At 42.2% G+C, this 24,555-nt stretch carries 17 protein-coding genes; 10 read left to right on the forward strand and 7 right to left on the reverse strand.

What is annotated here, in order from left to right:
- Window positions 1-17: 17 nt before the first annotated feature.
- Window positions 18-1,490, reverse strand: a complete 1,473-nt coding sequence (locus tag MS6x_RS08695) for an acetyl-CoA carboxylase biotin carboxylase subunit (protein WP_482606887.1) — start codon at window positions 1,488-1,490, stop codon at window positions 18-20.
- 91 nt (window positions 1,491-1,581) lie between these two features.
- Window positions 1,582-2,064 carry an acyl-CoA carboxylase biotin carboxyl carrier protein subunit gene (locus MS6x_RS08700; protein WP_482606888.1) on the reverse strand — a complete coding sequence of 161 codons (483 nt, stop codon included), beginning with the start codon at window positions 2,062-2,064 and terminating at the stop codon, window positions 1,582-1,584.
- Between the two features lie 341 nt (window positions 2,065-2,405).
- On the opposite strand from MS6x_RS08700, the gene MS6x_RS08705 reads away from it, so the two are divergent.
- The 6 genes from MS6x_RS08705 to MS6x_RS08730 all read left to right on the forward strand — a co-directional run bounded on the left by MS6x_RS08705 (window position 2,406) and on the right by MS6x_RS08730 (window position 8,625).
- Window positions 2,406-4,391 carry a tetratricopeptide repeat-containing sensor histidine kinase gene (locus tag MS6x_RS08705; protein ID WP_482606889.1) on the forward strand — a complete coding sequence of 662 codons (1,986 nt, stop codon included), beginning with the start codon at window positions 2,406-2,408 and terminating at the stop codon, window positions 4,389-4,391.
- Window positions 4,378-5,025, forward strand: a complete 648-nt coding sequence (locus MS6x_RS08710) for a response regulator transcription factor (protein WP_482606890.1) — start codon at window positions 4,378-4,380, stop codon at window positions 5,023-5,025. Before MS6x_RS08705 ends, MS6x_RS08710 begins: the two co-directional genes overlap by 14 nt.
- Before the next feature lie 212 nt (window positions 5,026-5,237).
- Window positions 5,238-5,663, forward strand: coding sequence for a hypothetical protein (locus tag MS6x_RS08715; RefSeq protein WP_482606891.1), 426 nt, complete (start codon window positions 5,238-5,240; stop codon window positions 5,661-5,663).
- A gap of 16 nt (window positions 5,664-5,679) precedes the next feature.
- Complete coding sequence (locus MS6x_RS08720; RefSeq protein WP_482606892.1) at window positions 5,680-5,940, forward strand: hypothetical protein; 261 nt, start codon at window positions 5,680-5,682, stop codon at window positions 5,938-5,940.
- Window positions 5,941-5,949: 9 nt separating this feature from the next.
- Window positions 5,950-6,276 (forward strand): SIMPL domain-containing protein, encoded by a 327-nt coding sequence (locus MS6x_RS08725; protein ID WP_482606893.1) that lies wholly within the window; start codon window positions 5,950-5,952, stop codon window positions 6,274-6,276.
- Window positions 6,277-6,597: 321 nt separating this feature from the next.
- Window positions 6,598-8,625 (forward strand): beta-L-arabinofuranosidase domain-containing protein, encoded by a 2,028-nt coding sequence (locus MS6x_RS08730; RefSeq protein WP_482606894.1) that lies wholly within the window; start codon window positions 6,598-6,600, stop codon window positions 8,623-8,625.
- A 103-nt stretch (window positions 8,626-8,728) separates the two neighbouring features.
- Here the strand turns inward: MS6x_RS08730 and MS6x_RS08735 are convergent, their stop codons facing one another.
- Window positions 8,729-9,091 carry a DUF7009 family protein gene (locus MS6x_RS08735; protein WP_482606895.1) on the reverse strand — a complete coding sequence of 121 codons (363 nt, stop codon included), beginning with the start codon at window positions 9,089-9,091 and terminating at the stop codon, window positions 8,729-8,731.
- 188 nt (window positions 9,092-9,279) lie between these two features.
- On the opposite strand from MS6x_RS08735, the gene MS6x_RS08740 reads away from it, so the two are divergent.
- The 3 genes from MS6x_RS08740 (at window position 9,280) to MS6x_RS08750 (ending at window position 14,707) form a co-directional block, all read left to right on the forward strand.
- Window positions 9,280-10,395, forward strand: a complete 1,116-nt coding sequence (locus MS6x_RS08740; protein WP_482606896.1) for a zinc-binding dehydrogenase — start codon at window positions 9,280-9,282, stop codon at window positions 10,393-10,395.
- Window positions 10,396-11,193 (forward strand): alpha/beta hydrolase, encoded by a 798-nt coding sequence (locus tag MS6x_RS08745; RefSeq protein ID WP_482606897.1) that lies wholly within the window; start codon window positions 10,396-10,398, stop codon window positions 11,191-11,193. It abuts the gene before it with no gap.
- Window positions 11,194-11,323: 130 nt separating this feature from the next.
- On the forward strand, window positions 11,324-14,707 hold the full coding sequence (locus MS6x_RS08750; protein WP_482606898.1) for a ThuA domain-containing protein: 3,384 nt from the start codon (window positions 11,324-11,326) through the stop codon (window positions 14,705-14,707).
- A gap of 319 nt (window positions 14,708-15,026) precedes the next feature.
- Here the strand turns inward: MS6x_RS08750 and MS6x_RS08755 are convergent, their stop codons facing one another.
- The 3 genes from MS6x_RS08755 to MS6x_RS08765 are packed head-to-tail and all read right to left on the reverse strand — an operon-like array spanning window position 15,027 to window position 21,820.
- Window positions 15,027-15,917 (reverse strand): transglutaminase family protein, encoded by an 891-nt coding sequence (locus MS6x_RS08755; RefSeq protein ID WP_482606899.1) that lies wholly within the window; start codon window positions 15,915-15,917, stop codon window positions 15,027-15,029.
- A gap of 2 nt (window positions 15,918-15,919) precedes the next feature.
- Window positions 15,920-18,481, reverse strand: a complete 2,562-nt coding sequence (locus tag MS6x_RS08760; RefSeq protein WP_482606900.1) for a circularly permuted type 2 ATP-grasp protein — start codon at window positions 18,479-18,481, stop codon at window positions 15,920-15,922.
- A 12-nt stretch (window positions 18,482-18,493) separates the two neighbouring features.
- Window positions 18,494-21,820, reverse strand: coding sequence for a transglutaminase family protein (locus tag MS6x_RS08765; protein WP_482606901.1), 3,327 nt, complete (start codon window positions 21,818-21,820; stop codon window positions 18,494-18,496).
- Window positions 21,821-22,344: 524 nt separating this feature from the next.
- On the opposite strand from MS6x_RS08765, the gene MS6x_RS08770 reads away from it, so the two are divergent.
- Window positions 22,345-24,027: an ATP-binding protein gene (locus tag MS6x_RS08770; protein WP_482606902.1), complete on the forward strand. Its 1,683-nt coding sequence runs from the start codon at window positions 22,345-22,347 to the stop codon at window positions 24,025-24,027.
- A gap of 123 nt (window positions 24,028-24,150) precedes the next feature.
- Here the strand turns inward: MS6x_RS08770 and MS6x_RS08775 are convergent, their stop codons facing one another.
- Complete coding sequence (locus tag MS6x_RS08775) at window positions 24,151-24,441, reverse strand: DUF2188 domain-containing protein (RefSeq protein WP_482606903.1); 291 nt, start codon at window positions 24,439-24,441, stop codon at window positions 24,151-24,153.
- Between the last annotated feature and the right edge of the window lie 114 nt (window positions 24,442-24,555).

Genomic DNA, 24,555 nt, shown 5'->3' on the forward strand with positions numbered 1-24,555 from the left:
CCAACTCTTATCTTCTTTTAGCTTCTATTTCGTTTCCAATCTTGGGATGCAGTCGTTGGTATTTTTAGCATTTCTTTCTGCTCCAAGTACAGTTGCAAGCCTACCAAGGCAGCTATTCTCTTTTCTTCTTCATACTTGGAGGTCAATGCTTCCGGACGGTAATGGTGTTGAACAAAATGGGTGTCAAAATCACCTGATATAAACGCCTCATGTTCACATACAAATTTTCCAAAAGACAAGGTCGTTTCTACTCCTTCTACTTGGTAGGCATCAATGGCCTGTACCATTAACTGTATGGCTTCTTCTCGAGTTTTTCCGTACGTAATCAATTTTGAAATCATTGGGTCGTAAAACATTGGAACTGTCATCCCTTCCTCAAAACCATCATCTACCCGAATACCTTCCCCGCTTGGCGTTTTATAGGTGGACAGGGTTCCAATACTCGGCATAAAATTCTCTAGCGGGTCCTCTGCGTACACCCGCACTTCCAACGCATGTCCTTTTATCGTCAAATCGGATTGTGCAAAGGCTAACGCTTCCCCTCTCGCAATTTTTATCTGTTGCTCCACTAAATCCAATCCTGTAATTAGTTCCGTTACGGGATGTTCTACTTGTAACCGTGTGTTCATTTCCAAGAAGTAGAACTTTTTATTTTCATCCAACAAGAACTCAACCGTGCCCGCACCCACATAATCACATGCTTTTGCCACACGCACAGCTGCTGCTCCCATAGCAGAACGAATTTCTGGCGTTAGCACACAGGAAGGTGCTTCTTCTACAACTTTTTGGTGCCTACGTTGCACGCTACATTCCCGTTCAAAAAGATGAACGATCGTGCCATGTGTATCTGCCAGCACCTGAATTTCTATATGACGTGGGGAGCCTACATACTTTTCTATAAAAACAGCACCATCACCAAAAGCGGCCACGGCTTCACCAATAGCCCGATCCATTTGTTCGGGAAGTTCTTCCACATTAGCTACCACACGCATCCCTTTTCCTCCTCCTCCGGCAGCCGCTTTAATGAGAATAGGAAAGCCTATTTCTACCGCAACTTTCTTTGCAAGTTCTTTATCCATAATAGCTTCTTCTATACCGGGTACCATGGGAATATCATAGGACTTCACCGCTTCCTTTGCGGCCAGTTTATTCCCCATAACCTCAATCGCATGGGCTTTTGGACCAATAAATGTAATTCCATTATCTGCTACTAATTGTGCAAAGACCGCATTTTCACTTAAAAATCCGTAGCCTGGATGTATGCCATCTGCTCCTGTTTGTTTGGCGGCTTCAATTACCTTATCCATCACCAAATAGGATTCGGAAGAAGGCGCTTTACCTAACAGAACCGCTTCATCGGCAAATTTTACATGAGGTGCATTACGATCAGCGTCGGAATAAACGGCAACTGTTTTTATCCCCATCTTTCGAATGGTTTTCATTACTCTTAAGGCAATTTCGCCCCTATTGGCAACAAGTATTTTTTTCATGCTTCCCTTTACTTAATCCCCGCGAAGGCGAGGATTTATTTAATTCTTTCACTACTGTTGATTTGACGCTATAATCCTTGGGCAAGCTCTACTAAGAGTCCATCTCAATAATCAATTGTCCCTTATCTACGGTATCACCTACCTTTACTTCTATCGATTTAATGGTACCCGCCCCTTGGGCCAAAATTTGATTTTCCATTTTCATGGCAGAAAGCACTAATAAGGGAGTCCCTTCTACAATCTCTTGTCCACCTTCAACCAAAATATGCATAATCAACCCTGGCATCGGTGCCTTTATATTCCGTGCTTTTTGGGAAGCTCCGGATAAGAGCCCCATTTGGTCTACCAATTGGTCATAGCTATCACTGATTTTTATATCGTATGTATTACCGTTAATACGTAAACTTAACATTCGATTAGAAAAGTCTACATCGGTTAACGCTACGTCATAGGCGGTATGCTTGCTTAGCACATGAAATTCGTCAGCATTCAACCGCTGCAAATCCAAGTGGTCCAAATCGGCCTTACTTAGCTTAAATTCGCTATCATTGACCTTAATTACATACTTTTCCATAGGATAATTTTTATACGTACTACTATTTTTGGTTCATCACCATCCAAAATACCTAGCTACTTTTATATGGAGTACTTTTGACGTGTTTCGTGCTCTAATTTACGACTAGTAAATCGTTCCATCAAACCTTAATACATGGTTTTGATTTCAGTTTCATCTAAAAATTCTACTTCGGATCAAGCTCTGATGTAAAGGTAAATTCAACACAAGACTCAGGTATTTTAATAAACTCCCTGAAAACAGGGTGCTTTAGTGCTCCATAATATGTTAATTTTGACTTTAGGTATTGGTAAATAATATGTTCAATCGCCTTTATTAAACCTTGAAAACTAATTTTAATCTTGGGGATACCAAAATTACTTTGTAAAAATAACAACCTCATATGGGAGCAGCGCTTTTATGGGAGGCGATTACTATCTTATAGTAGACTTTTTGGTGTATTCGTATTTGCCTTGTCCTGCCAAACATTCCTAAATGCACAAGAACAAATTAATTTCAAGGCGTTCGGTTACATGCCCAATTTGGTAAACGATTCTTTATACACCTCCTTAAACAGCGCATATTCACCGGACCGGCAACTACCTATTTTATATGCCATTGGCCAACAACACCTCCTATATGGCAATGCGGATTCCATAGTGCACTACGCAAACCGTATACAAAATATTTCCAAAAACCAGAGCGAATTTGTATTGCCCGCCTTATATGCTGCAAAAGCAAATAAACTTTTAGGAGAAGGAAAATACCTAAACGGATTATACGACAAGGCACTTGAAGCGTTTATTACTGGATTGTCAGCCATAGAAGCATCTGAAAATGAAAGTATCACCAAAGGCCTAAAACTAGGTCTTGGCAAAATATACCTACAAAAACAACTATTTGAAAAGGCGGACGCTCTGTTTCTAGAGTTGGTGTCAATGAATAATGATCAGCTGATTGCAGCCGAGGCAAACCTTTTTTTGGGTCGTAGCTTTGTTAAACAAGGTAAATTACAAGATGCCAAGGAAGCCTATTTACATGCCAGTGATATGTTGGGCGATGTACCCGATTCTAAATTGGGTATGGAGATTCGTTTGGCACTAGCGGAACTTGAAATCCAACAAAAGAGATACAGTACTGCTATCCCCATCTATGAGGACATTGTAAAACGTGGATTGCAACAACATTATTTTGATGTCTATACCGAAGCCGTTTTAGGTTACGGAACTGCGTACCGGGCATTGGGTAATTTCGAAGTAGCGGAGATGACCTTGTCCATGGCCTACGCAAATGCCATGCAATGGAACCGTTTAGATCTGCAGAAAAAAATAGTAAACAGTCTAAGACGTACCTATGCTGCAAAAGGGGATTTTGAAAATGCCTACAATCTAATGACACAATATTCGTCGCTCTCCAATCAAATCATAAAACAGCAGAATAGCAAGGCTATTCAGGAACTGGAGTTTAAATATCAGACCCTACAAAAGGAAAACCAGATTTACGAACTGAAGGAGGAGCAGCTAGCAAAACAATCGGAAATTGAACGGCAAAAAACGATTAAAAAAGCAGTCCTTATCGGTTTTTTAGCCTTATTGATTCCCATTATTGCTTTGTTATATGTGTACTACCAAAAGCTACAGACCCAAAGTAAGCTGAGCCAACAACAAGAGGAACTTAATGCGCAACGGATTACGGGTCTTCTAAACGAACAGGAACTAAAACTGGCCAGAACTTCCCTAGAGGCACAGCAAGAAGAGCGTGCGCGCATTGCACAGCAACTACACGATAGCATTGGAGGGAATTTGGCCGGCATAAAACTACAAATGGCCAATATTGCAGACAAAAATGAACTGCAAAAGGGTATTATGGGCCAAATTAATGAAACCTATGAACTGGTACGTGAAATCTCACATGACCTTACCCCTAGAAAATTCAATGAAAATGCGTTTACGCTGCTCATTGCGGAGTATGTTGAAAAAATTAAAAACAGTTCGCAACTAGAAATTACCTTTCAGGCACATCCAAAAGAACGTATCAACAACTTAGGAGAACCTTTGAAGGTTGCGCTATACCAAATATTACAAGAACTATTTACAAACACCATAAAACACGCCGAAGCCAAACAAATTGAATTGCATTTAACGGTGCATAAGAACGTTTTTCAATTACTGTTCGAAGATGATGGATCGGGCTTTGAAGTAGCGGCTACCCAAAACGGTATTGGCCTTTATAACATAAAAAACAGCATACGACAGTGGAACGGAAGCTTGCTTCTTGATAGCGCATTGGGCAGAGGAACGGTTGTTACTATAGAAATACCAATAAAAAATGAACATGAGAAAGCATAAACTAATCATAGCCGATGACCATAAAATGTTCTTGGACGGTGTTATGAGCATTTTAGAACACAAGGATAATTATGAGGTAATCCTTACCGCAAACAACGGTAAGAATGTAGCCAAATATGTAGATATCAATGCAAAAGATGGCATAGACTTGGTCATCACCGACGTAAATATGCCGGAATACAATGGTATTGAACTCAACAAACACATCAAGCAAAACCATCCAAAAATTAAAACCTTGGTCGTAAGTATGCTTCATGATGCAACTACGGTACAGACATTGACAAAGGACAATGTAGATGGTTATATTCCTAAAAATGCTGAAAAAGAAGAGCTGTTGACCGCCATCGAGACCATACTAAATGGCGAAAAGTATTTTGCCCAATCTATTAAGGATGTCTACCTAAAAGGGATGTTCTCTAACGAGCAAAGCTTGGAAGAATCCTTATCCAAAAGAGAGAAGGAAGTTCTCACCCTAATTGCTAAAGAATTTACGACCCAGGAAATAGCGGACGAACTGTTCTTAAGCAAACACACCATAGAAAGTTACCGAAAGAACCTTATCTCCAAACTAGAAGTACGAAACCTTGCAGGGCTTACCAAATACGCTATTAAATTTGGATTGTTAGATTCGTAAGTACGGTACTGTATCCAAACGATTTCCACGCTAGTACTTAGCGTTTACAAAAGCTGTTTAAAACTATATTTAGTTCGTTTTAAACAGCTTTTATTTTTCTATGCTTCATATTACACCCCTGTTTTCAGGGAGTGAAATTCTACGGGAAACAGGGCAAAAAAGAAGCGTATTCCGCTGCATCTTTGCCTTATAAACGTATAAAAACTTGAATCATGATCAACGGAATTTTTTTAGTCTTATTAAGTATCATCGCAGTACCTTCCTTGGTACTGTCCAAAAAACCGAACGCTAAAGAATTATTAGAAAAAATAGAACCCTATCAAGGATGGATCGGGCTTGTGTTTTGCATACTAGGAGTATGGGGAATTATCACTAGTATTATCAACTTAGGTTGGATTACCACCGCTCCAATTTGGTGGGTTACGCTGGCCGCCGGTAGTTTAGTGCAAGCTACGTTAGGCTTTATGCTGGGTTCCGGGCTAATGAACAAACTTTTCATGGGGAAAAACCCAGAAGCCCAGGAAAAAGCGGCGGAACTTAGACGTAAAATTGCGCCAAAACAAGGGAAACTAGGTATGCTTGGCCTTATTGTAGGTGCTTGGATGATTGTTGCCTCTTTCCTATTCACTATATCTTAATTTTAAAACAAAAACGATGAAAAAAGTAATCTTCATTTCAATTTTACTTATTGGCTTACTAACCAACGCCCAAGAACAGCGCACTGTAACAACCTCCGGAAGTGGAGTTGTTAATAGGGAAACCACAATGTATAGGGTAAAAGTTACCTTGAACATGGATCAAGTGTATTACTCCGATCCACAGTGCAAAAGTTTGGAAGAGTTCAAGGAAAAATATTTTAAAACCTTAAGGGAAGAAGGGCTAAATCCCGATGATTTTGAAGAGTCAAAGATGTAATTCCTAACCATGGGGTATCAAAAAGAAGGTACAGTTCTAAAATTTGAAACTGCTGATAATGCCCTTGCGGAAAAACTACTGACCTTAAAAATGAACGGTGTTACCATGCAGTATCAATTTAAATCGGTTTTAAGTGATGAAAAAAGAAACGAACTACGCAAGACAGCTTTGGCGGATGCCCGTAAAAATGCGGAACAACTCTGCAAAATCTCAAATGGTACGTTGGGAGAAATAATGAGTATTAGCGAAACTACCCCAAGACCAGAAATTTGGAGTTCGTATTATGACTCCTATGATGAAATACTAACGCTAGTCGTTAGCTTTGAGCTAAAATAAAGTATTTAGTTGGTTTGGTTTGGACCCGGCTAGAAACGCTATCTGTTTCTTACCGGGTTCTTTGGTTTGCTAAAAACACTAACAATACCAAAACGGGTAGTCCTTACATTCTTATGGGCTCACGAGAAAATACATCCAATTAAACAAGAAATTGGGCTACAAATATTCCATAGAAAATAAAACTACCTGAAGGTGAGTATTGCAGTAATCTGACCAAAGTTGGCACTATATTACCTTTACTTACCTATTGTTTGAATCTTTCCATCAATATAAACTACATTTAGAATGAAGAACAATTTGTAGGACGAAAATTTTTCACTTATGAAATCGGTAAAAATAATTGGCTTGTTGATAGGAAGTTTCCTACTAACCTGTAGCCATGCACAAGAGAAAAGGAATGCACATTATATCAATAATAAAGCCCCTTTAGTAGTTCAGCCCTATACAGCGCTACCCTTAGGCGATATAAAACCCCAAGGCTGGTTGCTGAAAATGTTAGAAATTCAGCGCGATGGCCTTACCGGCAATATGGACGAAATATACGAGGTGGTCATGGGATCCAACAACGGCTGGCTGGGAGGAACGGGCGATAGTTGGGAAAGAGGGCCTTACTGGATAGATGGTTTAACACCATTGGCATATCTACTGAATGACGACGCATTAAAGACCAAGGTACAAGAATGGGTAGATTGGAGTATAGAGAACCAAAGGGAAAATGGCTATTTTGGACCCATACCTAACAAGGAAGGCACTCCTAAAATTAGCGGAACACTGCAAACCATGAGCAAAGATTGGTGGCCAAAAATAGTCATGCTTAAAGTACTGCAACAATACTACTCCGCAACATCGGATGAAAGGGTAATAACGTTAATGGACAAGTATTTTAGATATCAACTTAAAACGCTTCCTGAAATGCCTTTAGACAAGATAACCTATTGGGCCGGAAGAAGAGGCGGCGACAATCTGCAAATTGTCTATTGGTTATACAACATTACACAAGAACCCTATCTATTGGAGCTTGGGGAATTAATACAGGAACAGACCTATGATTGGACGGCAACCCTCTCCGGGAACACCCTGTTACAGGCAAATCCGTATGCTCCCTTGCACTGTGTGAATGTAGCCCAAGGCTTAAAAGAACCTGTTATCTATTTCCAAAAAAGCAAGGATTCCATACACCTTAATGCGCCTTATAAAGGACTGGAATCCTTAAAAAATACACATGGTTTTGCCAACGGAATGTACGGTGGAGACGAAGCACTTCATGGAAACGACCCTACACAAGGGTCTGAGTTATGTTCAGCTGTTGAAATCATGTACTCGTTTGAAAGTATGCTCCCCATTACTGGAAACATGTACTATGCGGATTATCTAGAAAAAGTAGCTTACAATGTACTGCCTACACAGCATGACGATGCCTTTATGAAAAAACAGTATTTTCAACAACCCAACCAAATTAAGGTTACGCACGAATATCGAAATTTCGATTGTGAATACGGCGGCAGTAGCACCTTGTTCGGCACCTTGACCGGATATCCTTGCTGTGTATCCAACATGCACCAAGGGTGGCCTAAACTGGTTCAAAATCTCTTTTATGCAACCGCCAACAATGGTATTGCCGCATTGGTGTATGGCCCTTCAATTGCTGAAGTTACGGTAGCGGACGGCACCAAGGTAAGCGTGACAGAAAAAACCGACTACCCCTTTGAAGATAGGATTGAATTTAACATTTATCCGGATAAAAAAACCAACTTTGATTTTGAATTCCGAATTCCAAACTGGTGCTCGGAGCCTAGAATAAGTGTGAACGGGAAAATGATGACCATAGCTCCTAAGAATCAAACGATAACCATAAACCGAAGCTGGAGCAAAAAAGATAAGGTAGTTTTAGAATTACCTATGGAAGTAAAAACCTCTAGATGGTTTGAAAGCTCCGTTGCCGTTGAAAGAGGCCCTTTGTTATATGCGCTAAAAATTGATGAAAAGTGGGTCGAGCAAAAGAAAGACGAATGGGAAGATACCTTTTTCGAAGTACTGCCGCAAACGCCATGGAATTATGGCCTTCCCAAACGCTATATAGATACAAATGATTTTACGGTAAAGAAAAATGCAAGGGTAGCAGACATGCCGTGGAACCTAGAAAATGCCCCTATTTCCATATTCACAATCGCTAAACAAGTTCCTTATTGGAAGGAGTACAACGGTAATACCGGAAAGTTACCTGAATCCCCCTGGCCGCATAGGGAATTGGGAACCGAGGAGGTTACGATAGAATTAATTCCCTACGGATGCACCACCCTTCGTATCTCACAGTTCCCTGTGGTAGATATCCATAAAAAATACGAATAATCTGTTTGATACGCCGATGACCTTTAATTATTTAGGTGGGGTAAGCTTGCCATTCTATAGCCCAAAACACAACACTATCCCCAAGACAAAATACGGACACGCCCTACATTTTCGGATTTGGATAATTGTCCGATTGATCTTCTACGGATTCATCCATACATATAAAGTCCTTCTCGACCAAAATCGCTAATTGATTTCCAGATTTTAGGTTAATAGTATAGCTATAACCCACTTGATCACTGTCATACCATTTTTTTTTGGCCTCCATGGGCATGTAGACTGTAATCCTATTAGCGGTATAACGTGCCTCAAGATTTTCGATTCCTTGCTTCGCTTCTAAGCTATAGGTTAAGCTGTTAGAGCCAAAATCAATGGTTTGGGCAACACTACCGGTCCTGCAAAATACAGCTACCTCGGATTTAGTTAAACGGAGGCGTACGGAATTTCCATTGATTCTGATTTTCATGGTATGGCAGCTTTTAATCGTATTCTTAGGAACTGGGTCCTTAGATTCACGATTTGGAGCTCAAATTTAATACAAAAAGGCTGTTTTAAATGGATGTATTGGTTGTTGATGAATACGTTTCCAGTTCAATGTGGTATTTTAGAGCAAAAGTTGCCGTTTTTTTCAAACAATAGAACTTCTAAATACCTATGGGCGTTTTTTCCAAAAGTGCAATTGCAACCGGTGATAATACTTTCCAAATAGACACCGTTTTGGTTTCAGAGCCAAAAGCGGATGAAGTGCTAGTACAACTAAAAGCGGCAGGGCTCTGCCATACAGATCATGATTCACTTTCTTGGGGCAAGCCTATAATTATGGGGCACGAAGGCGCTGGTATTGTGAACGCCATAGGAAAAGCCGTAAAGCATGTCGCCGTGGGTGATTCCGTAATCCTAAATTGGGCCACGCCTTGCCGGAACTGTTTTCAATGCAACCTAGGGAACGAGCATATCTGTGAAAATAATTCGCCCGTTGTTGCAGGAGGTAATGGCTATACAGAAGGACATGCGCATTTAAACGGAAGCCTATTCAATGGCCGTCCCATTGAGCGTTCGTTTAATATTGGCACCCTATCCGAGTATACCTTGGTCAAAGCATCGGCCGTAGTTAAAAACCCATTAAAGACTATTTCATTTGCTGCGGCCAGTATACTAAGTTGCGGGGTGATGACAGGCTATGGCTCAGTAGTAAATGTTGCGAAAGTCGGCGCTGGTAGCACTGTTGTAGTTTTAGGCACTGGAGGCGTGGGTCTTAGCGTAGTGCAAGGTGCTAAAATATGCAAGGCCACTAAAATTATTGCTATAGACATCAATGCAAAACGTTTGAAAATGGCGAAGCAATTCGGGGCTACGCATACCATCCTTGCCAACAAAGCCGACAAAGGATTGTTGCAGGCCGCATTGGTTGTCAAAAAACTTACGAATGGAAGAGGCGCCGACTATGCCTTTGAATGCACTGCCGTACCAGAATTGGGAGCTGCACCGCTCGCAATGGTGCGTAACGCAGGCACAGCCATACAGGTAAGCGGGATAGAACAGGAAATACCGTTTGATATGAACCTGTTTGAATGGGACAAAGTATATATTAATCCCTTATACGGCGGATGTAGTCCTCAAGAAGACTTTCCCAAAATCTTGGCGCATTATGCATCGGGCGATTTACAATTGGAAGAAATGATTACAAAAACCTATACTTTAGAAGAACTGCCCCAAGCTTTTGAAGACATGCTCTCCGGTAAAAATGCCAAGGGCGTAATTCTTTTTTAGATGGACAAGCAATTTAGAACAACAGAAATTTCAGACCCTGCTTTTGAGAGCAATCATCTCCGGTTTATTACGGTAAAAAGTGAACACTTAAAGGGAAGGGGCGATATCTGCGTATTTGTTCCTCCTTTGAAAGACCGCTCCAACGTTCCCCTAGTTATTTTACTGCATGGGGTTTATGGCAGTGCTTGGTCTTGGTCACAACAGGGAGGCGTGCACCTTACTGCTCTGGAATTAATGAAGAAGGGCGAAATTGAACCCATGGTAATCGCTATGCCTTCGGACGGACTTTGGGGAGACGGCTCCGGCTATATACCGCATCCGGATAAAAATTTTGAACAATGGATTGTGGATGACGTACCTGCAGCGGTCCGGGAAAATATTCCTTTCGTTAGCGAGGAATCTCCCTTATTTATATCAGGACTCTCCATGGGTGGATTCGGAGCCTTACGTTTGGGACTTAAATATCCAGATAAGTTCCAAGCCATTTCTGCACATTCGGCCATTACACATTTAGACCAGATGGCCCTTTTTGTGGAAGAAAATCCAGCAGATTATAGGCAAGAAGATAGGAATGAAGAATCTATTTTAGGAATCTTATCCAAAAGTGGTCATAAACTACCTAAAATCCGTTTTGACTGTGGCACCCAAGACCCCTTATTAGAACACAACCGAACACTGCATAAAGCAATGGATGACAGGAACATTGCCCATACCTACCAAGAGTTTAGCGGCAGCCATGATTGGCCCTATTGGCATACCCATGTGGCAGATACTTTGCTATTTTTCAATACGGTATAAGTCGTACCGCTTAAGCATGTGATTAAGCTTAGTAGCTACTCTATCCTCCAAGAAAAGAGCCCCTATACGCAGTAACCAAGAAAAAAATAAATATTTTTAAGCAACCAATAGGACCAAAATTTAAATCTTTATGATAGCATCCAAAGTACGTAGAAGCGTTTTCAGTAAAGTTTTAATCCTAGGTGCCCTCCTACTCCTTTCCTCTCTTTTTATCGTTTCCTGCTCCAAGAGTGAGAAATCTGTTTTAGTATATAGTAAAACCGAAGGGTATAGACATGGGGTTATTGAATCCGCAACGTCGGCAATAGAAAAAATGGGAGCTGAAAATGGATTTAACGTAACTGCTACCGAAGACCCGCGCTATTTTGTGGAAGATTCCTTGCACCAGTATGCGGCCATAGTTTTCCTGAATACGACCAAAGATGTGCTTACTGATGTTCAACAGGCCGATTTTGAACGCTATATACAAGCAGGCGGGGGATTTGTAGGAATTCATGCCGCTACCGACACCGAATACGATTGGCCTTGGTACACTAAATTAGTAGGTGCACAATTTGATAGCCATCCCAACATACAGGAAGCGGAACTGAAGGTAGTAGATACCAATCACCCATCAACGAAACATTTGGATTCCGTTTGGGTACGAAGTGATGAATGGTATAATTTTAAAAATATACATCCGGATATCAACGTCCTGATCCAAATTAACGAAGCTAGTTATGAAGGAGGCACCAACGGAGAAAATCACCCTATTTCTTGGCACCACGAGTATGACGGTGGCAGGGCATTCTATACCGAAATGGGCCATACCAAAGAGACGTTCGAGGATACTACCTTTTTAAGTCATCTCTTTGGCGGAATTACCTACGCCATGGGCACGGGCAAGCTCGATTACACCTTGGCAAAAACCGATCGTGTACCACCCGAAGATCGCTTTGTAAAGAAAATCCTGGATTTTAACCTCAACGAACCTATGGAGCTAGACGAACTTCCCGGTAAAGGAATCCTCTTTGTAGAACGCCGGGGCGCTCTGAAACTGTATGATTTCGCAACCGAAGCAACCGAAGTCATCGCGCAACTGGACTTATTTTATGGGAACGAGGACGGACTCCTAGGCTTGGCCGTTGATCCCAATTACGAAAATAACAATTGGATCTACCTCTTCTACTCAAAGGCGGGCGAAACCTCACAACAACATGTTTCCAGATTTGATTTGGTAGACAACAAACTCCTTCTGGATTCTGAAAAGATTCTTTTGGTGATTCCTACGGACAGGCATTGTTGCCATAGCGGTGGCGCCTTGGAATTTGGTCCGGACGGCAATTTATTTATTGCGGTTGGGGATAATACCAATCCCTTTGAATCCTCTGGTTTTGCACCAACGGATGAGCGCGAAGGGAGAAAAGCTTGGGATGCACAACGCTCGGCAGCGAACACAAACGACCTACGCGGTAAAATATTACGGATTGCCCCAACAGCGGATGGAAGCTATACCATACCCGAAGGCAATCTGTTCCCTGAAGGCACAGAAAAAACAAAACCCGAAATTTATGTCATGGGGAATCGAAATCCGTTTCGGCATTCCATTGATAGTGAAACGGGATACCTGTACTGGGGCGATGTAGGTCCCGATTCGGGAACCGCAGACCCTGATCGTGGACCAAGCGGCATGGGCGAATGGGACCAGGCAAGAAACGCAGGATTCTGGGGCTGGCCCTATACCCGAGGCTATAACGAAGCGTATAATGATTTTGATTTTACCACGAATACCTCTGGTCCTAAATTTGACCCGGAAAACCCAATTAACGATTCGCCCAATAACACAGGACTTCAAAACCTGCCACCTGCGCAAAAATCGATGATTCCCCAGACCTACTATCGATCCGAGGAATTTCCATGGTTGGGCGATGGCGGTATCAACCCCATGGCAGGACCGGTATACAGAGGTGCAGACAACCCCAATGCCGCAATCGCCTTTCCTGATTATTTTGAAGGCAAACTATTTGTCTATGAATGGATGCGCGATTGGGTGTACGTTGTTACGATGGATAATGATTATAAGTATGTAAAGGCAGATGCGTTTATGCCCAATACCGAATTTTCACACCCTATGGATATGATGTTTGCCTCTGACGGAAAGCTCTATGTATTGGAATACGGTCAAAAGTGGACCACACAGAACTTGGATGCCCGTTTAAGCAGTATTTCCTATGTCCCCGGTAACCGAAAACCCATAGCAAAAATAGTACAGGACAAAACCGTAGGGGCAACACCTTTGACCGTACAGTTTTCCGCGTCCGAATCCTTGGATTATGATAACGATGAATTAACCTATGCCTGGTTCTTTACCGAGAACACCGTACAAGCAACGGAAGAAAATGCGACATTCGCCTTTAAGGAAGATGGCGTCTATGATGTACGCCTTAAGGTTACCGATACCGAAGGGAATTCAACCATAAGCAATACGAAAATCTTGGTAGGTAACGACCCCCCTGCCTTAAGTATCACCATTCCAGAAAATGATTCCATTTATTGGGACGGCAAAACCATTCCCTATGAAATCATCGTAATAGACGCACAGGATGGGTCGACAGTAGACCAAACGATTGACCCAAAAAATGTAAAGGTCACTTTTGACTATATCGCAGAAGGAAAGGATATGGTAAAAGCCGCAATTGGCCACCAACGCAACATCATCCCAGAAGGAAAACAATTAATAGAGGCTTCGGATTGCAAGGCCTGCCATGCCGTAGGAGAAAAAGTAAACGGCCCTAGTTATACCGAAATTGCAGCGCGTTATGGGGAAGCGGATACCGGCTACCTCGTCTCCAAAATTATTAAGGGCGGTGGTGGCGTTTGGGGCGAAGGTGCTATGGCCGCGCACCCACAGTTAAATGTGGAAGCGGTAACCAAAATAGTGGACTATATCCTTACCCTAAAACCCAATAAAGAAGTTTCAGAAAAATCCCTGTCCCTAGCAGGCACCCTACGTTTTGATCAACATAGCAAAGAAAAAGGCGAAGGCACTTATGTGCTCATGGCCTCGTACAGGGACCGGGGCAATACCAACCAACCGGATTCCGAGTTAACCACCCAAGGGCAATTTGTATTCCGTAGTCAAAAAATAGAAGCGGAAGATGCAAACGAAATCAAGGAAGGGATAAACACCTGGAGTACCAATAACGCCAGAATTGTAGGCGGATTGGTACACGATTCCTTTCTTCGGTTTGATAACATCAACCTTAAAAACCTCAACCAGTTGAAGTTTACCGCCTTTTATGGTGGGGATTATAACTACCAAGGGGTGCTGGAAATACGAGAGGGAGCCTTGGACGGTCCTATGATAGGAACACAAATACTTGGGCATTACGGACCCCAAACCACAAAGTACTATCAAATACCCGTACAACCCAACAAGGATTCTGCCACCCTGTATCTGGTATTTAAAAACCCTGATGACGAAGTACAGTACATTGGCCATGCAGATTGGATTTCGTTTACTTATCAGCGGTAAATAGTACTATTTCGTTGTGAATTTTATTCTACTTGTCCAAAATAGTCGGTTCAAATGCCTGATTTATCTATTTCTTTTCGAAAATCAAGCGTATATGGAATAAAATCTATGTGCTATACCATCCTATTTGGCGAGCAGCCATTTTTCTTCCCATAAAGAACAAAAACACTTGAACCGATATTTGAAATGGGAGAAAAACTGTCATGTGTACAGCTGTTTATTAGTATCATTAGGCAAATAATAATTCCCTTATTCATCTAACAGTTAACCAATGGAACTCTAAGGATTTAACGCTTTGAAACGCTAAAAAGCTAGCGGGCTACACTACAGCCGCAATATCTACAGAAACATCCAATTTGCTTTGTCCACTGCCATACACAACACCTTTTAAGGGCGGTACATCGTAATAATCCCTACCCCAACCTACAACGATATGTTGGTCTTTTGGAATCATATTATTGGTGGGGTCAAAATCTACCCAACCAAAACCTGGGATAAAAATGGCAAACCACGCATGTGAAGCATCTGCTCCAACGAGCTTCACCTTACCTGGTGGTGGAACAGTTTCAATATACCCGCTAATGTACTTGGCGGGAAGACCTACCGAACGGATGCAGGCTATGGCGATCTGTGCAAAATCTTGGCACACCCCTTTCTTTTCACGCATTACCTCTTCTATAGGTGTAGCAACGGTAGAAAATTCAGCATCAAAATCAAAATCGGTATAAATTCGCTGCATTAATTCATAGGCAGCTTCGAATACGGACCGGTTTCCTTTAAAGGATACTTCTGCATATGCCTTTATTGCACTATCGGTTTTTCGAATAAAAATCGACTCCAATAAAAATTGCTTTTCGTCCAAAATTTCTGGATGGGTTCCCCTCAAAGCTATTAGGGCATCGTTCATAGTTACCGATTGGCAGGCAGCACTATAAAAAGATTCATGAAATTGTGCATAATTGCGCTGTATGGTACTCTTAGTGATCACCTTTAAGGTGGTATGCTCTGTTTGAATGGAAAACCTGGTAATGTAATTTCCGAAAAAATCGATTCTTTCCGATAGTTCGGATGGCTCGGGAGCTATTTCAATTTTATAATCCAGAAGTTCTTGTCCCTTTGATTTTCGGGGCCGAAGCGTTGCTATATTATGGCAATAACTAACCGGGGCGTTATACCTGTAGGTGGTGATATGTGTTACGTTGAAAATCATGCTCAGATAGGAAATGACTGGTTGAACATTTGATTTTGCTTATCCGTATGGTTAAAATAGGTATTGCTTATCGCCTGCGACGTCTTATATAACAATTCTGAGGACTGTTTTAAAAGCTGTTCTAAAGCCTCCCTATTAAAATCCTTATCGGATTTTGTTTTGGCAAGTTTGCTAGATTCTGCCAACCTTAGTTTTGAAAATACCTCAAAGACAAACTTCTGGTAATTGCTAAATTGTTGGTCATCCTCGGAATGGGGCAAACGGGCGATATCTTTTTGTAATCTATTTACCATAAAAGCAAGCGACCTAGAATAGTCCATATCCAATAAAAGCAACTCTAGCACATCTTCTAATTGAATGTGGGATCGATAGCTGTATCTATAAATATTAAGGCTTTCATGACTTGTGAGTAAATATTCCAACACATCGTATTCTACCTGTTCCTCATATTTGATAGACAGTAGCGCCCTACATTTGGTGATGGACAACATGCTCTGCTCCATCTGTAGACCAATAAAATACAATAATAGACCCTGCTGAACCATAATACTTTCCTCGATCAATCCCATAAAAGCAATTAACCGGGTAATCAATTGATTCAATACTTTTAAAATTCGATTTACAGAACGGTCCGTACCTTCTAAAAAGGTATTCCAAGTTTTTTGAATGTTCTCAAAAACACGCCACATATCCGAAGACCATAAATTACGAATGGAGTAATAGGAGTTGGTGAACATTTGAATGGTGTGCGCTAAACTACCTATTCTATCAACATCAAGAATGACGGAAAGCATTTCTTTCATGGGGTCGTCCATGGCATCGGTACCATCTTTTGTTTTTTCGGTAAAACCCGGATAGGTATCCGTTAAATGTGTAACCGCTTTAAAAAGCACTCTAAGTTTTTCCGAATCGGGGCGCTCATGGGTATGTTGTATCAAGGCCATTTGGCGCATGACCACCCGTATAAATCTAGCTGTAACCAGCGTACGACCTACATAGCGACCAGCCCAAAAGAGGTTTTCAGCCGTTAGGCTGGGCAAATCGTTAAGTCCGGAAATAGCGACAGACGTTTTCCTTTGCCATTGCCTATTCAGCTCTTGTTTTACAGGTGTATCCTGCATAATCCAAAAATCCTTACTGGTACCACCACGCTGGTTGGACACCTGCATCGTGTCCGCATTCGGCGAAACACGCACCAAACCACCTTGCATTACCGAATAATCATTTTTGGAGGCGGTACAGAAAGCACGGGCCACAATATTTCTAGGTTCTAATGTGCTGTTGGAGAAATTAGGTGCCGTTGAAAAGTTGATCCGTTCCTGCGCCACAAAGCGATAAGGACGTTCTTGGATGACCTTTTTTAGGGCAACCAACTCTTCGGCATTCAGGAATTCCCCAAAATAGATACTTTCCCTGTTGGTACGGTCTATGCGCTTCACTACCAATTTTGAAAGGTTCTGTAAAACGTAATTTTTCTCTTTTTCCTGTCCGCACCACCAAGAGGCTATTTGAGGAAGAATTAAATCTTCCTTTAAAAAATACTTGGCGATTGCAGGCATAAAAGGAATTAAGCCCGGGTTTTCAATAACACCACTCCCTATGGGATTGATAACCGATACATTTTTTCTCCGAACCACATCCAAGAGTCCTGCGACCCCTAAATGTGAATCTTCCCTTAATTCTAACGGGTCTGTAAAAACATCGTCTACCCTTCTTAGAATAACATCTATACGTTTAAGGCCTTGCAAGGATTTCATCCAAACAAAACCGTCGCGAACAAGCAAATCATTTCCTCGAACTAAGGGGTAGCCTAAAAAAGAGGCCATATAGGCGTGCTCAAAATAGGTTTCGTTGTGCGAGCCTGGTGTAAGGATTACGATATTGGGATGCTCCCTTTTTCCAGGAGCGGCATCCACTAACATTTGATGCAGCTCCTGAAAAAATCCGGAATGCCTTTTCACGTTCATTTCAGTAAACATTTCTGGTAAGATCCTGTTAATGGTAGACCTGTTTTCGAGGGCATAGCCCATACCGGAAGGTGCTTCCGTGCGGTCGTTCACTACCCATAACCTGCCATCTGTACCCCGGCAAAGATCTGCAGCATAAATCGAAAGATATTTTTCGGTATTCACTTCCATACCGGCGCATTGTCTCAAAAATCCCCTGTGCCCGTAGATGACCTCGTAGGGAATAATGCCCTCTTTGATCAATTTGCCTTCGCCATATACATCTTTAAGTACCAAGTTCAGTATTTCCGCCCGTTGCTTAATGCCAAGGGTTACTTTATCCCACTCTTTTTGGTGTAAAACAAATGGTACTACGTTGAGGTTCCAAGGCCGATGCATGCCTTGGGGATCATTGTAGACATTATAGGTTACTCCATTTTCGGACAATAACCAATCAATATCCTTTTGGCGGGCCGTTAAACCGGAAACACCTAAAGTATCGAATTCCTTGAATAGCTTATTCCAGTAAGGTTTAACATCGTTATTCAAAGAAAAAAGCTCGTCATTTCCTTGATAGGTACTGTAGCTGCTTAACCAGTTTGTCTTTGTCGTCGGCATTATGTTCTAATATTACTTCTTGCGAAGGTCTGTAACATGCGGGTATTCCGGGTTTACGGGAATCTCCTTATATACAAAGGTATTTGAACCAGCCTTAGGTTCTACCATTCTCCCAACAAAATTAGTTGTAGCGACCATTTCTGTCGGCAGTATCTCTTCTTGGGTCTGCGAAATATCCCAAAAACGGTTGATGCGTCGCGATTCCGCCTCTAAACTATTTACGGGATAGGTATCGTACGAACGTCCACCGGGATGTGCTACAAAATAGGTGCAACCACCAATCGATTTTTGGTTCCAATCATCGACCACATCAAAAACCAAGGGTGTATCTACCCCAATCGTGGGATGTAAGGCAGACCAAGGTTCCCATGCTTTGAAACGCACTCCTGCAACATATTCCCCTTTGACCCCAGTGGGACTCAACTCTACTTTTATACCATTACAGGTCAAGGTATATCGTTCCTCTGTAAAATTAGTTACCTTTACCTGTACCCGTTCCAACGACGAATCTACGTAGCGTGCGGTACCCCTTCCCGACATTTCCTCGCCCAACACGTTCCAGGGTTCAATGGCCATTCGCAATTCCAATTGCATGGCATTGATTTCGACCATACCGTACAACGGAAAACGGAATTCAAAGAACGGATCGAACCAATCCAGTTTAAATGGATAACCCGCGTCGTTCAATTGGTTGACTATATCCTTGATGTCTTCTTTTACGTAATGCTCCAACAGGAATTTATCGTGTAATTCGGTGCCCCAGCGCACCAAATCATGTTTGTACGGTTTTTTCCAGAACCAGGAAACTAAGGTGCGTACCAATAACATTTGCATTAAACTCATTTGGGCATGCGGTGGCATATCAAAGGCACGGAGTTCCAGAATTCCCAATCGCCCTGAGGACGAATCCGGGGAGTATAATTTATCGATACAAAACTCCGCCCTGTGTGTGTTTCCCGTAATATCGGTCAGTAAATGACGGAACAAACGATCTGTTAACCAGAACGGAACTTCTTTATCCTCGGGAATCTGTGAAAAAGCGATTTCCAATTCGTACAGGTTTTCCAAGCGCGCTTCATCAACGCGTGGGGCCTGACTCGTGGGGCCGATAAACGCCCCGGAAAACAGATAGGAAAGTCCCGGATGGTGTTGCCAAAAGGTCAAGAGGCTTCGCAATAATTGCGGGTCGCGCAATAGGGGACTATCGGCAGGTGTTACACCGCCCAAGGTTACATGGTTACCACCTCCGGTACCGGTATGCTTGCCGTCCAACATAAATTTTTCAGTACCCAAACGTGCTTGTTTCGCTTCGGCATACAAGGTCAAGGTATTGTTGGTCAGCTCTTTCCAATTTTTTGCCGGATGTACGTTTACTTCAATAACTCCGGGGTCGGGCGTCACTTTCAGCACCTCCAATCGATTATCACGTGGAGGCTCGTAGCCTTCTAAAATCACGGGCACATTCAGTTCTTTTGCCGTAGCTTCTATGCTGGCTACCATATCTAGAAAGTCCTCCGCGCTATCCAATGGCGGTAGGTAGAGAAAAAGTTTTTCCTCTCGGACCTCGGCACATAAGGCCGTGCGCACAAAAGGTTGTTTCTTTTCTTTGGATGCAGCCGATGTTGAACTCAACCGTTCCTTCAAAGCTTCGCCATAAGCAGGTAAGGCAGGTCTTTTCTCAAAAAGTTCCGGTTCTGCGGTGGGTTCCGATGGCACCTCCGGATTTTTGGGTAATGATTCCAAGGGTAATCGTAAGCCAATGGCAGAATTCCCCGGAGTTAACAGCAAGTGTTTGCCCCTAAATTCCCAAGGATTGGTCAGCCAGTGTCCGTTTTTCTTGACTAGTGGAAACACATGGCCCACGGTCTTTCCTATACCTTGTTCTAAAATATCGCCTAATTTACGGCGTAAATGCGAGTCGTCCTTATCGTATTTTTTCGGGTCTATGTCTACGGGCAACTTGTTTTCCTCCCATAAAAAGTAAAAAGCATCCTCAAAAGCAGGCATGATACTTTTATCGGGACACCCTAAAAAGGTTGCCAAGGTTTTTAAAAAGGTTTCCGTTATGTTCGCGGGCAGTTTATAGTTCTCTGAAAACGATGCCAATAGCTTCGGGTCTTGCCAAATGCGTTCCCCATCCTTTCGCCAGTGTATACCTATTAGCCAGCGCGGTAAGGGTTCGCCGGGATACCATTTGCCCTGTGCATGATGCAGAACGCCTCCTTTTCCAAAAACATCCATAAGTCGCAACGACAGCTTACTGGCCAGTTCGCGTTTATGCTCTCCGTCAGCGGCGGTATTCCACTCTTCGGATTCCATATCGTCGATAGAAACAAATGTTGGTTCGCCGCCCATGGTGAGTCTCACATCATTGGCCTGTAATTCTTCCTCGACTACAAAGCCCAGATCATAGATGGCTTTCCATTGCGCTTCGGTATAGGGTTTGGTTACCCGTGGGGATTCAAATATTCTTGTGACGGAATTATCAAATTCAAAAGTTGTTTGAGTAGGTTCGGTAAAACCACTGACCGGAGCCGCACTTTCATAAGATGGCGTGCAGGCTAAAGGAATATGACCTTCCCCTGCCAACAACCCCGAAGTGGCATCCAGCCCGATCCAACCGGCACCGGGCAAATACACTTCTGCCCAAGCGTGGAGGTCGGTAAAGTCTTCTTCCGGCCCGGATGGACCGTCCAATGATTTTTCGTCCGACTTCAGTTGTACCAAATAACCCGAAACAAAACGAGCTGCCAATCCCAAATGTCTTAGGGTCTGTACCAACAACCAGGCAAAATCACGACAAGAACCCAATTTACTGTTCAAGGTCTCTTCGCAGGTCTGTACGCCAGGCTCCATCCGCAGCGTATAGTTTAAATGATTGTATAAATCGCTATTCAGCCCAATAAGGAAATCAATGGTACGCTTAGGGGTCAGGTCTATTTTAGATAACCAATCCTTTAGCAATGGACCATTATCAACCTTTTCCAAATAGGGTAATAATTCTTTCTTTAACGCTTCCGAATAGGTAAACGGAAAATTCTCTACGGCCTCCTCCACAAAAAAATCGAAAGGGTTTATGGTTTTTAAGTCCGCAATAATTTCGACATCTACGGAAAGTTCGGTGGTCTTATCCGGAAAAACGATACGCGCCAAGTAGTTGCCAAAAGGGTCTTGCTGCCAGTTAAAAAAATGGTTCTCCGGCTTTATTTTAATAGCATAGGATTCTATGGGCGTTCGGCTATGCGGGGCAGGGCGTAATCTAAAAATATGTGGAGATAGGCCTATTGCCTTGTCGTAAATGTATTTTGTCTTATGCCGTATTGCAACTTTTAATGCCATGAAGTGTTCGGATTAATTCTCGTTATAATATAGCTTACAATATTAGGAATATCTAGTTAACCAAGGAGAATAATACAACTAGTTATACATAAAATGCGAACAGTTTTTATTGAAAACGGACTCGCTAACTACGGTTCTGGAAAACTTGATTTTTCGGGTTTACGCTGTGCAACAAATAACTCAAAAAGCACTACAGGTCCATTTAATAACATAACGTAATGCTTACCTGTACAGGTTCCGTTCAAGCTAATAATGGTATTGCTTTCTTACCTAAAATGACAACGGCTTTGTGTTTTTAAGTAAGGTCTTAGGCTTATGTATACCCATACCCTATTTTCAATGTTTCAAAGCCACTCCTGCTAGAACGCTAAGTAAATGGTCTTTTTGTATCTGGTTCACTTCACGTATCCCTGCTTTTGCACACGATTAAGCTTCGTTGACAACAAAATGTAGGAATTTACTTATATAAATTGGATTTTTAGAGTGTAGCATTTTATGCTAATTAACCTAAACTAATACACGCTATGAAAGAATTTTCCCAACGTAGGGTAAAACTTGTACTTATACTTTCCCTTGTCACCACGGGTATTTCGGCCCTATGGTTTTTTCTGGCCAGAAGTGTAAATTTATATGAATTAAGCCTGTACATTGGAGCCACGGTGCCTTTTTTCATCTGTTCCGCTATCATCTCAAAGGTAGGCAACCTCACCCTGGCACGTTTTATTTATCTCATCGCCTTTAATATCAGCGTTGCCATCACTTCTTCTTTCATAGGCAAGGCAGGTAGTGTTGAATTTATACTACTATTTGCCATGGCATTGCCCTTTGTGTTTTTCTCATTCAGACGGGAAAAAAGCTATATCGTAATTTTTCCGTTACTATCTATGGTGCTTTGGTTTCTGCTCTATGGTACAGATTTTAATCTATTTACCGACACCAAGATGGATGCGACACTTGCAGACACCTATATTTATCCCGTATCTATTTTTACCACTGCGGTTCTGGTAACCTACCAATTGATATTTTTCTCCTTGATCAACGCGCGCTTCTATTCCAACATACAAGACCAACGGGAAGATGCCATTGAAGCATCCAATGCCAAATCACAATTTTTAAGCATGATGAGCCATGAGATTCGAACGCCCATGAATGCTATAATCGGACTCTCCCACATTCTAGGGGACACCAATCCAAGACCAGATCAAGAGGAGAATATAGAGGCCTTAAACTACTCGGGTAAAATACTATTGAACTTACTGAACAATGTGCTGGATTACAGCAAAATGGAATCAAGCGGCATAGCCCTAGACCCAATTCCTACAGATGTAATGACCGCTGTAAAGCAGATAAAAAAGATTCATGAACCGGGTTGCTTAGGGAAAGGAATCACGTTTACTGTACAGGTTGACGACAAACTTCCGAACATGTGGTTGGATATTGTTCGTTTTAATCAGGTCATAAACAATCTGGTTTCTAATGCCATAAAGTTTACAAAACAAGGAAGTGTCACCTTAAAAATTACAAAACAGGAAGACCGCGATGGAAATGTACGTATGCGCACCGAAATTATAGATACAGGAATTGGTATCACTAAAGAACAACAAGAAAAGATATGGCAGCCGTTTGCCCAGGCCTCTGTGAGCACAAATCGGTTATATGGTGGTACCGGATTGGGCCTTCCTATCGTAAAAAGTGTCGTAGAAGCCATGGGGTCTACGGTACAAATAGAGAGTGAAGTAGCACTGGGAAGTCGTTTTTATTTTGATTTAGAATTAAAGTCTATCACTAAAGAGACCTTGAACCAAGATGGCGGGAAAAAAGAGCGCAACCTAAAAGGCAGAAGAATACTACTGGTAGAGGATAATAAAATAAATGTCATGGTAGGCAAACAGATATTGGAGAAGGCCAACCTCGTAGTAGATGTCGCCTATGATGGTCTCATGGCGGTAAACATGGTCAAAGAAAATAACTACTGTGCCGTGCTTATGGATATTCAAATGCCCGTAATGGATGGCTATACCTCTTCCATGGAAATACGGAAATTCAATTCCACCTTACCTATTTTGGCACTATCTGCTTCGGTATTTATAGAAGTGAAGAGTAAAATAGAAAAAAGCGGGATGAACGGATTTATATTCAAACCGTTTGACCCCGAAGACCTGTACAACAGAATTGAAGAGGTGATGGATGTGCCGCTTGCCTCGTAAAATTTCGCATACGCCTACCGTACCCGAAAAGAAAATGGTGATCGATTTGAAACCCGATAGTGGGTTGCGCTCGTATGCTTGTGCATATCCTATGAAAACCATCCTGTTGCGCCTAACCATAACTTAGTCATAACCAATACGGTCGCGGATGGTTCCGTCTTCCCTATGGATAATCACATCTGCTTGATGTTTTCTTGCAATGGTTTTGGCTTTATTGATCGCAGTGGACTGTTTCCGGTGTTTGGAGGTAATGCGTTTGTTTCCCTCACGGCGTACCGCCCAAGCGTCCTCATAGGGCACCACATGTTGGTGCCAGGTTCTGGGTCTGTTTTGTGCTCGGGAGCTCTTAAAAAAAACATCTACCAGTTCTATTAGAACGGTAATCCAAGATTTGGAGGGGCTGTGCTTCGCCATAGCGTGTGTATTGTATGCTTCCCAAGATACTATTTTTGTAGCAATACGTATTTGTTGGCGCACGTAGCATACCCATGGCGCCTACAACCGAAATGGTATTTCGAGTGAATTTAC

The sequence above is a fragment of the Maribacter sp. MS6 genome, from assembly GCF_056839185.1.

Excerpts from the sequence above, each read along its gene's own strand:
- MS6x_RS08740 (WP_482606896.1), top strand. The coding sequence starts at position 9,280 with ATGGGCGTTTTTTCCAAAAGTGCAATTGCAACCGGTGATAATACTTTC.
- MS6x_RS08765 (WP_482606901.1), bottom strand. The coding sequence starts at position 21,820 with ATGGCATTAAAAGTTGCAATACGGCATAAGACAAAATACATTTACGAC.
- MS6x_RS08760 (WP_482606900.1), bottom strand. The coding sequence starts at position 18,481 with ATGCCGACGACAAAGACAAACTGGTTAAGCAGCTACAGTACCTATCAA.
- MS6x_RS08710 (WP_482606890.1), top strand. The coding sequence starts at position 4,378 with ATGAGAAAGCATAAACTAATCATAGCCGATGACCATAAAATGTTCTTG.
- MS6x_RS08695 (WP_482606887.1), bottom strand. The coding sequence starts at position 1,490 with ATGAAAAAAATACTTGTTGCCAATAGGGGCGAAATTGCCTTAAGAGTA.
- MS6x_RS08730 (WP_482606894.1), top strand. The coding sequence starts at position 6,598 with ATGAAATCGGTAAAAATAATTGGCTTGTTGATAGGAAGTTTCCTACTA.
- MS6x_RS08750 (WP_482606898.1), top strand. The coding sequence starts at position 11,324 with ATGATAGCATCCAAAGTACGTAGAAGCGTTTTCAGTAAAGTTTTAATC.
- MS6x_RS08720 (WP_482606892.1), top strand. The coding sequence starts at position 5,680 with ATGAAAAAAGTAATCTTCATTTCAATTTTACTTATTGGCTTACTAACC.
- MS6x_RS08755 (WP_482606899.1), bottom strand. The coding sequence starts at position 15,917 with ATGATTTTCAACGTAACACATATCACCACCTACAGGTATAACGCCCCG.
- MS6x_RS08735 (WP_482606895.1), bottom strand. The coding sequence starts at position 9,091 with ATGAAAATCAGAATCAATGGAAATTCCGTACGCCTCCGTTTAACTAAA.
- MS6x_RS08700 (WP_482606888.1), bottom strand. The coding sequence starts at position 2,064 with ATGGAAAAGTATGTAATTAAGGTCAATGATAGCGAATTTAAGCTAAGT.
- MS6x_RS08725 (WP_482606893.1), top strand. The coding sequence starts at position 5,950 with ATGGGGTATCAAAAAGAAGGTACAGTTCTAAAATTTGAAACTGCTGAT.
- MS6x_RS08715 (WP_482606891.1), top strand. The coding sequence starts at position 5,238 with ATGATCAACGGAATTTTTTTAGTCTTATTAAGTATCATCGCAGTACCT.
- MS6x_RS08745 (WP_482606897.1), top strand. The coding sequence starts at position 10,396 with ATGGACAAGCAATTTAGAACAACAGAAATTTCAGACCCTGCTTTTGAG.
- MS6x_RS08770 (WP_482606902.1), top strand. The coding sequence starts at position 22,345 with ATGAAAGAATTTTCCCAACGTAGGGTAAAACTTGTACTTATACTTTCC.
- MS6x_RS08775 (WP_482606903.1), bottom strand. The coding sequence starts at position 24,441 with ATGGCGAAGCACAGCCCCTCCAAATCTTGGATTACCGTTCTAATAGAA.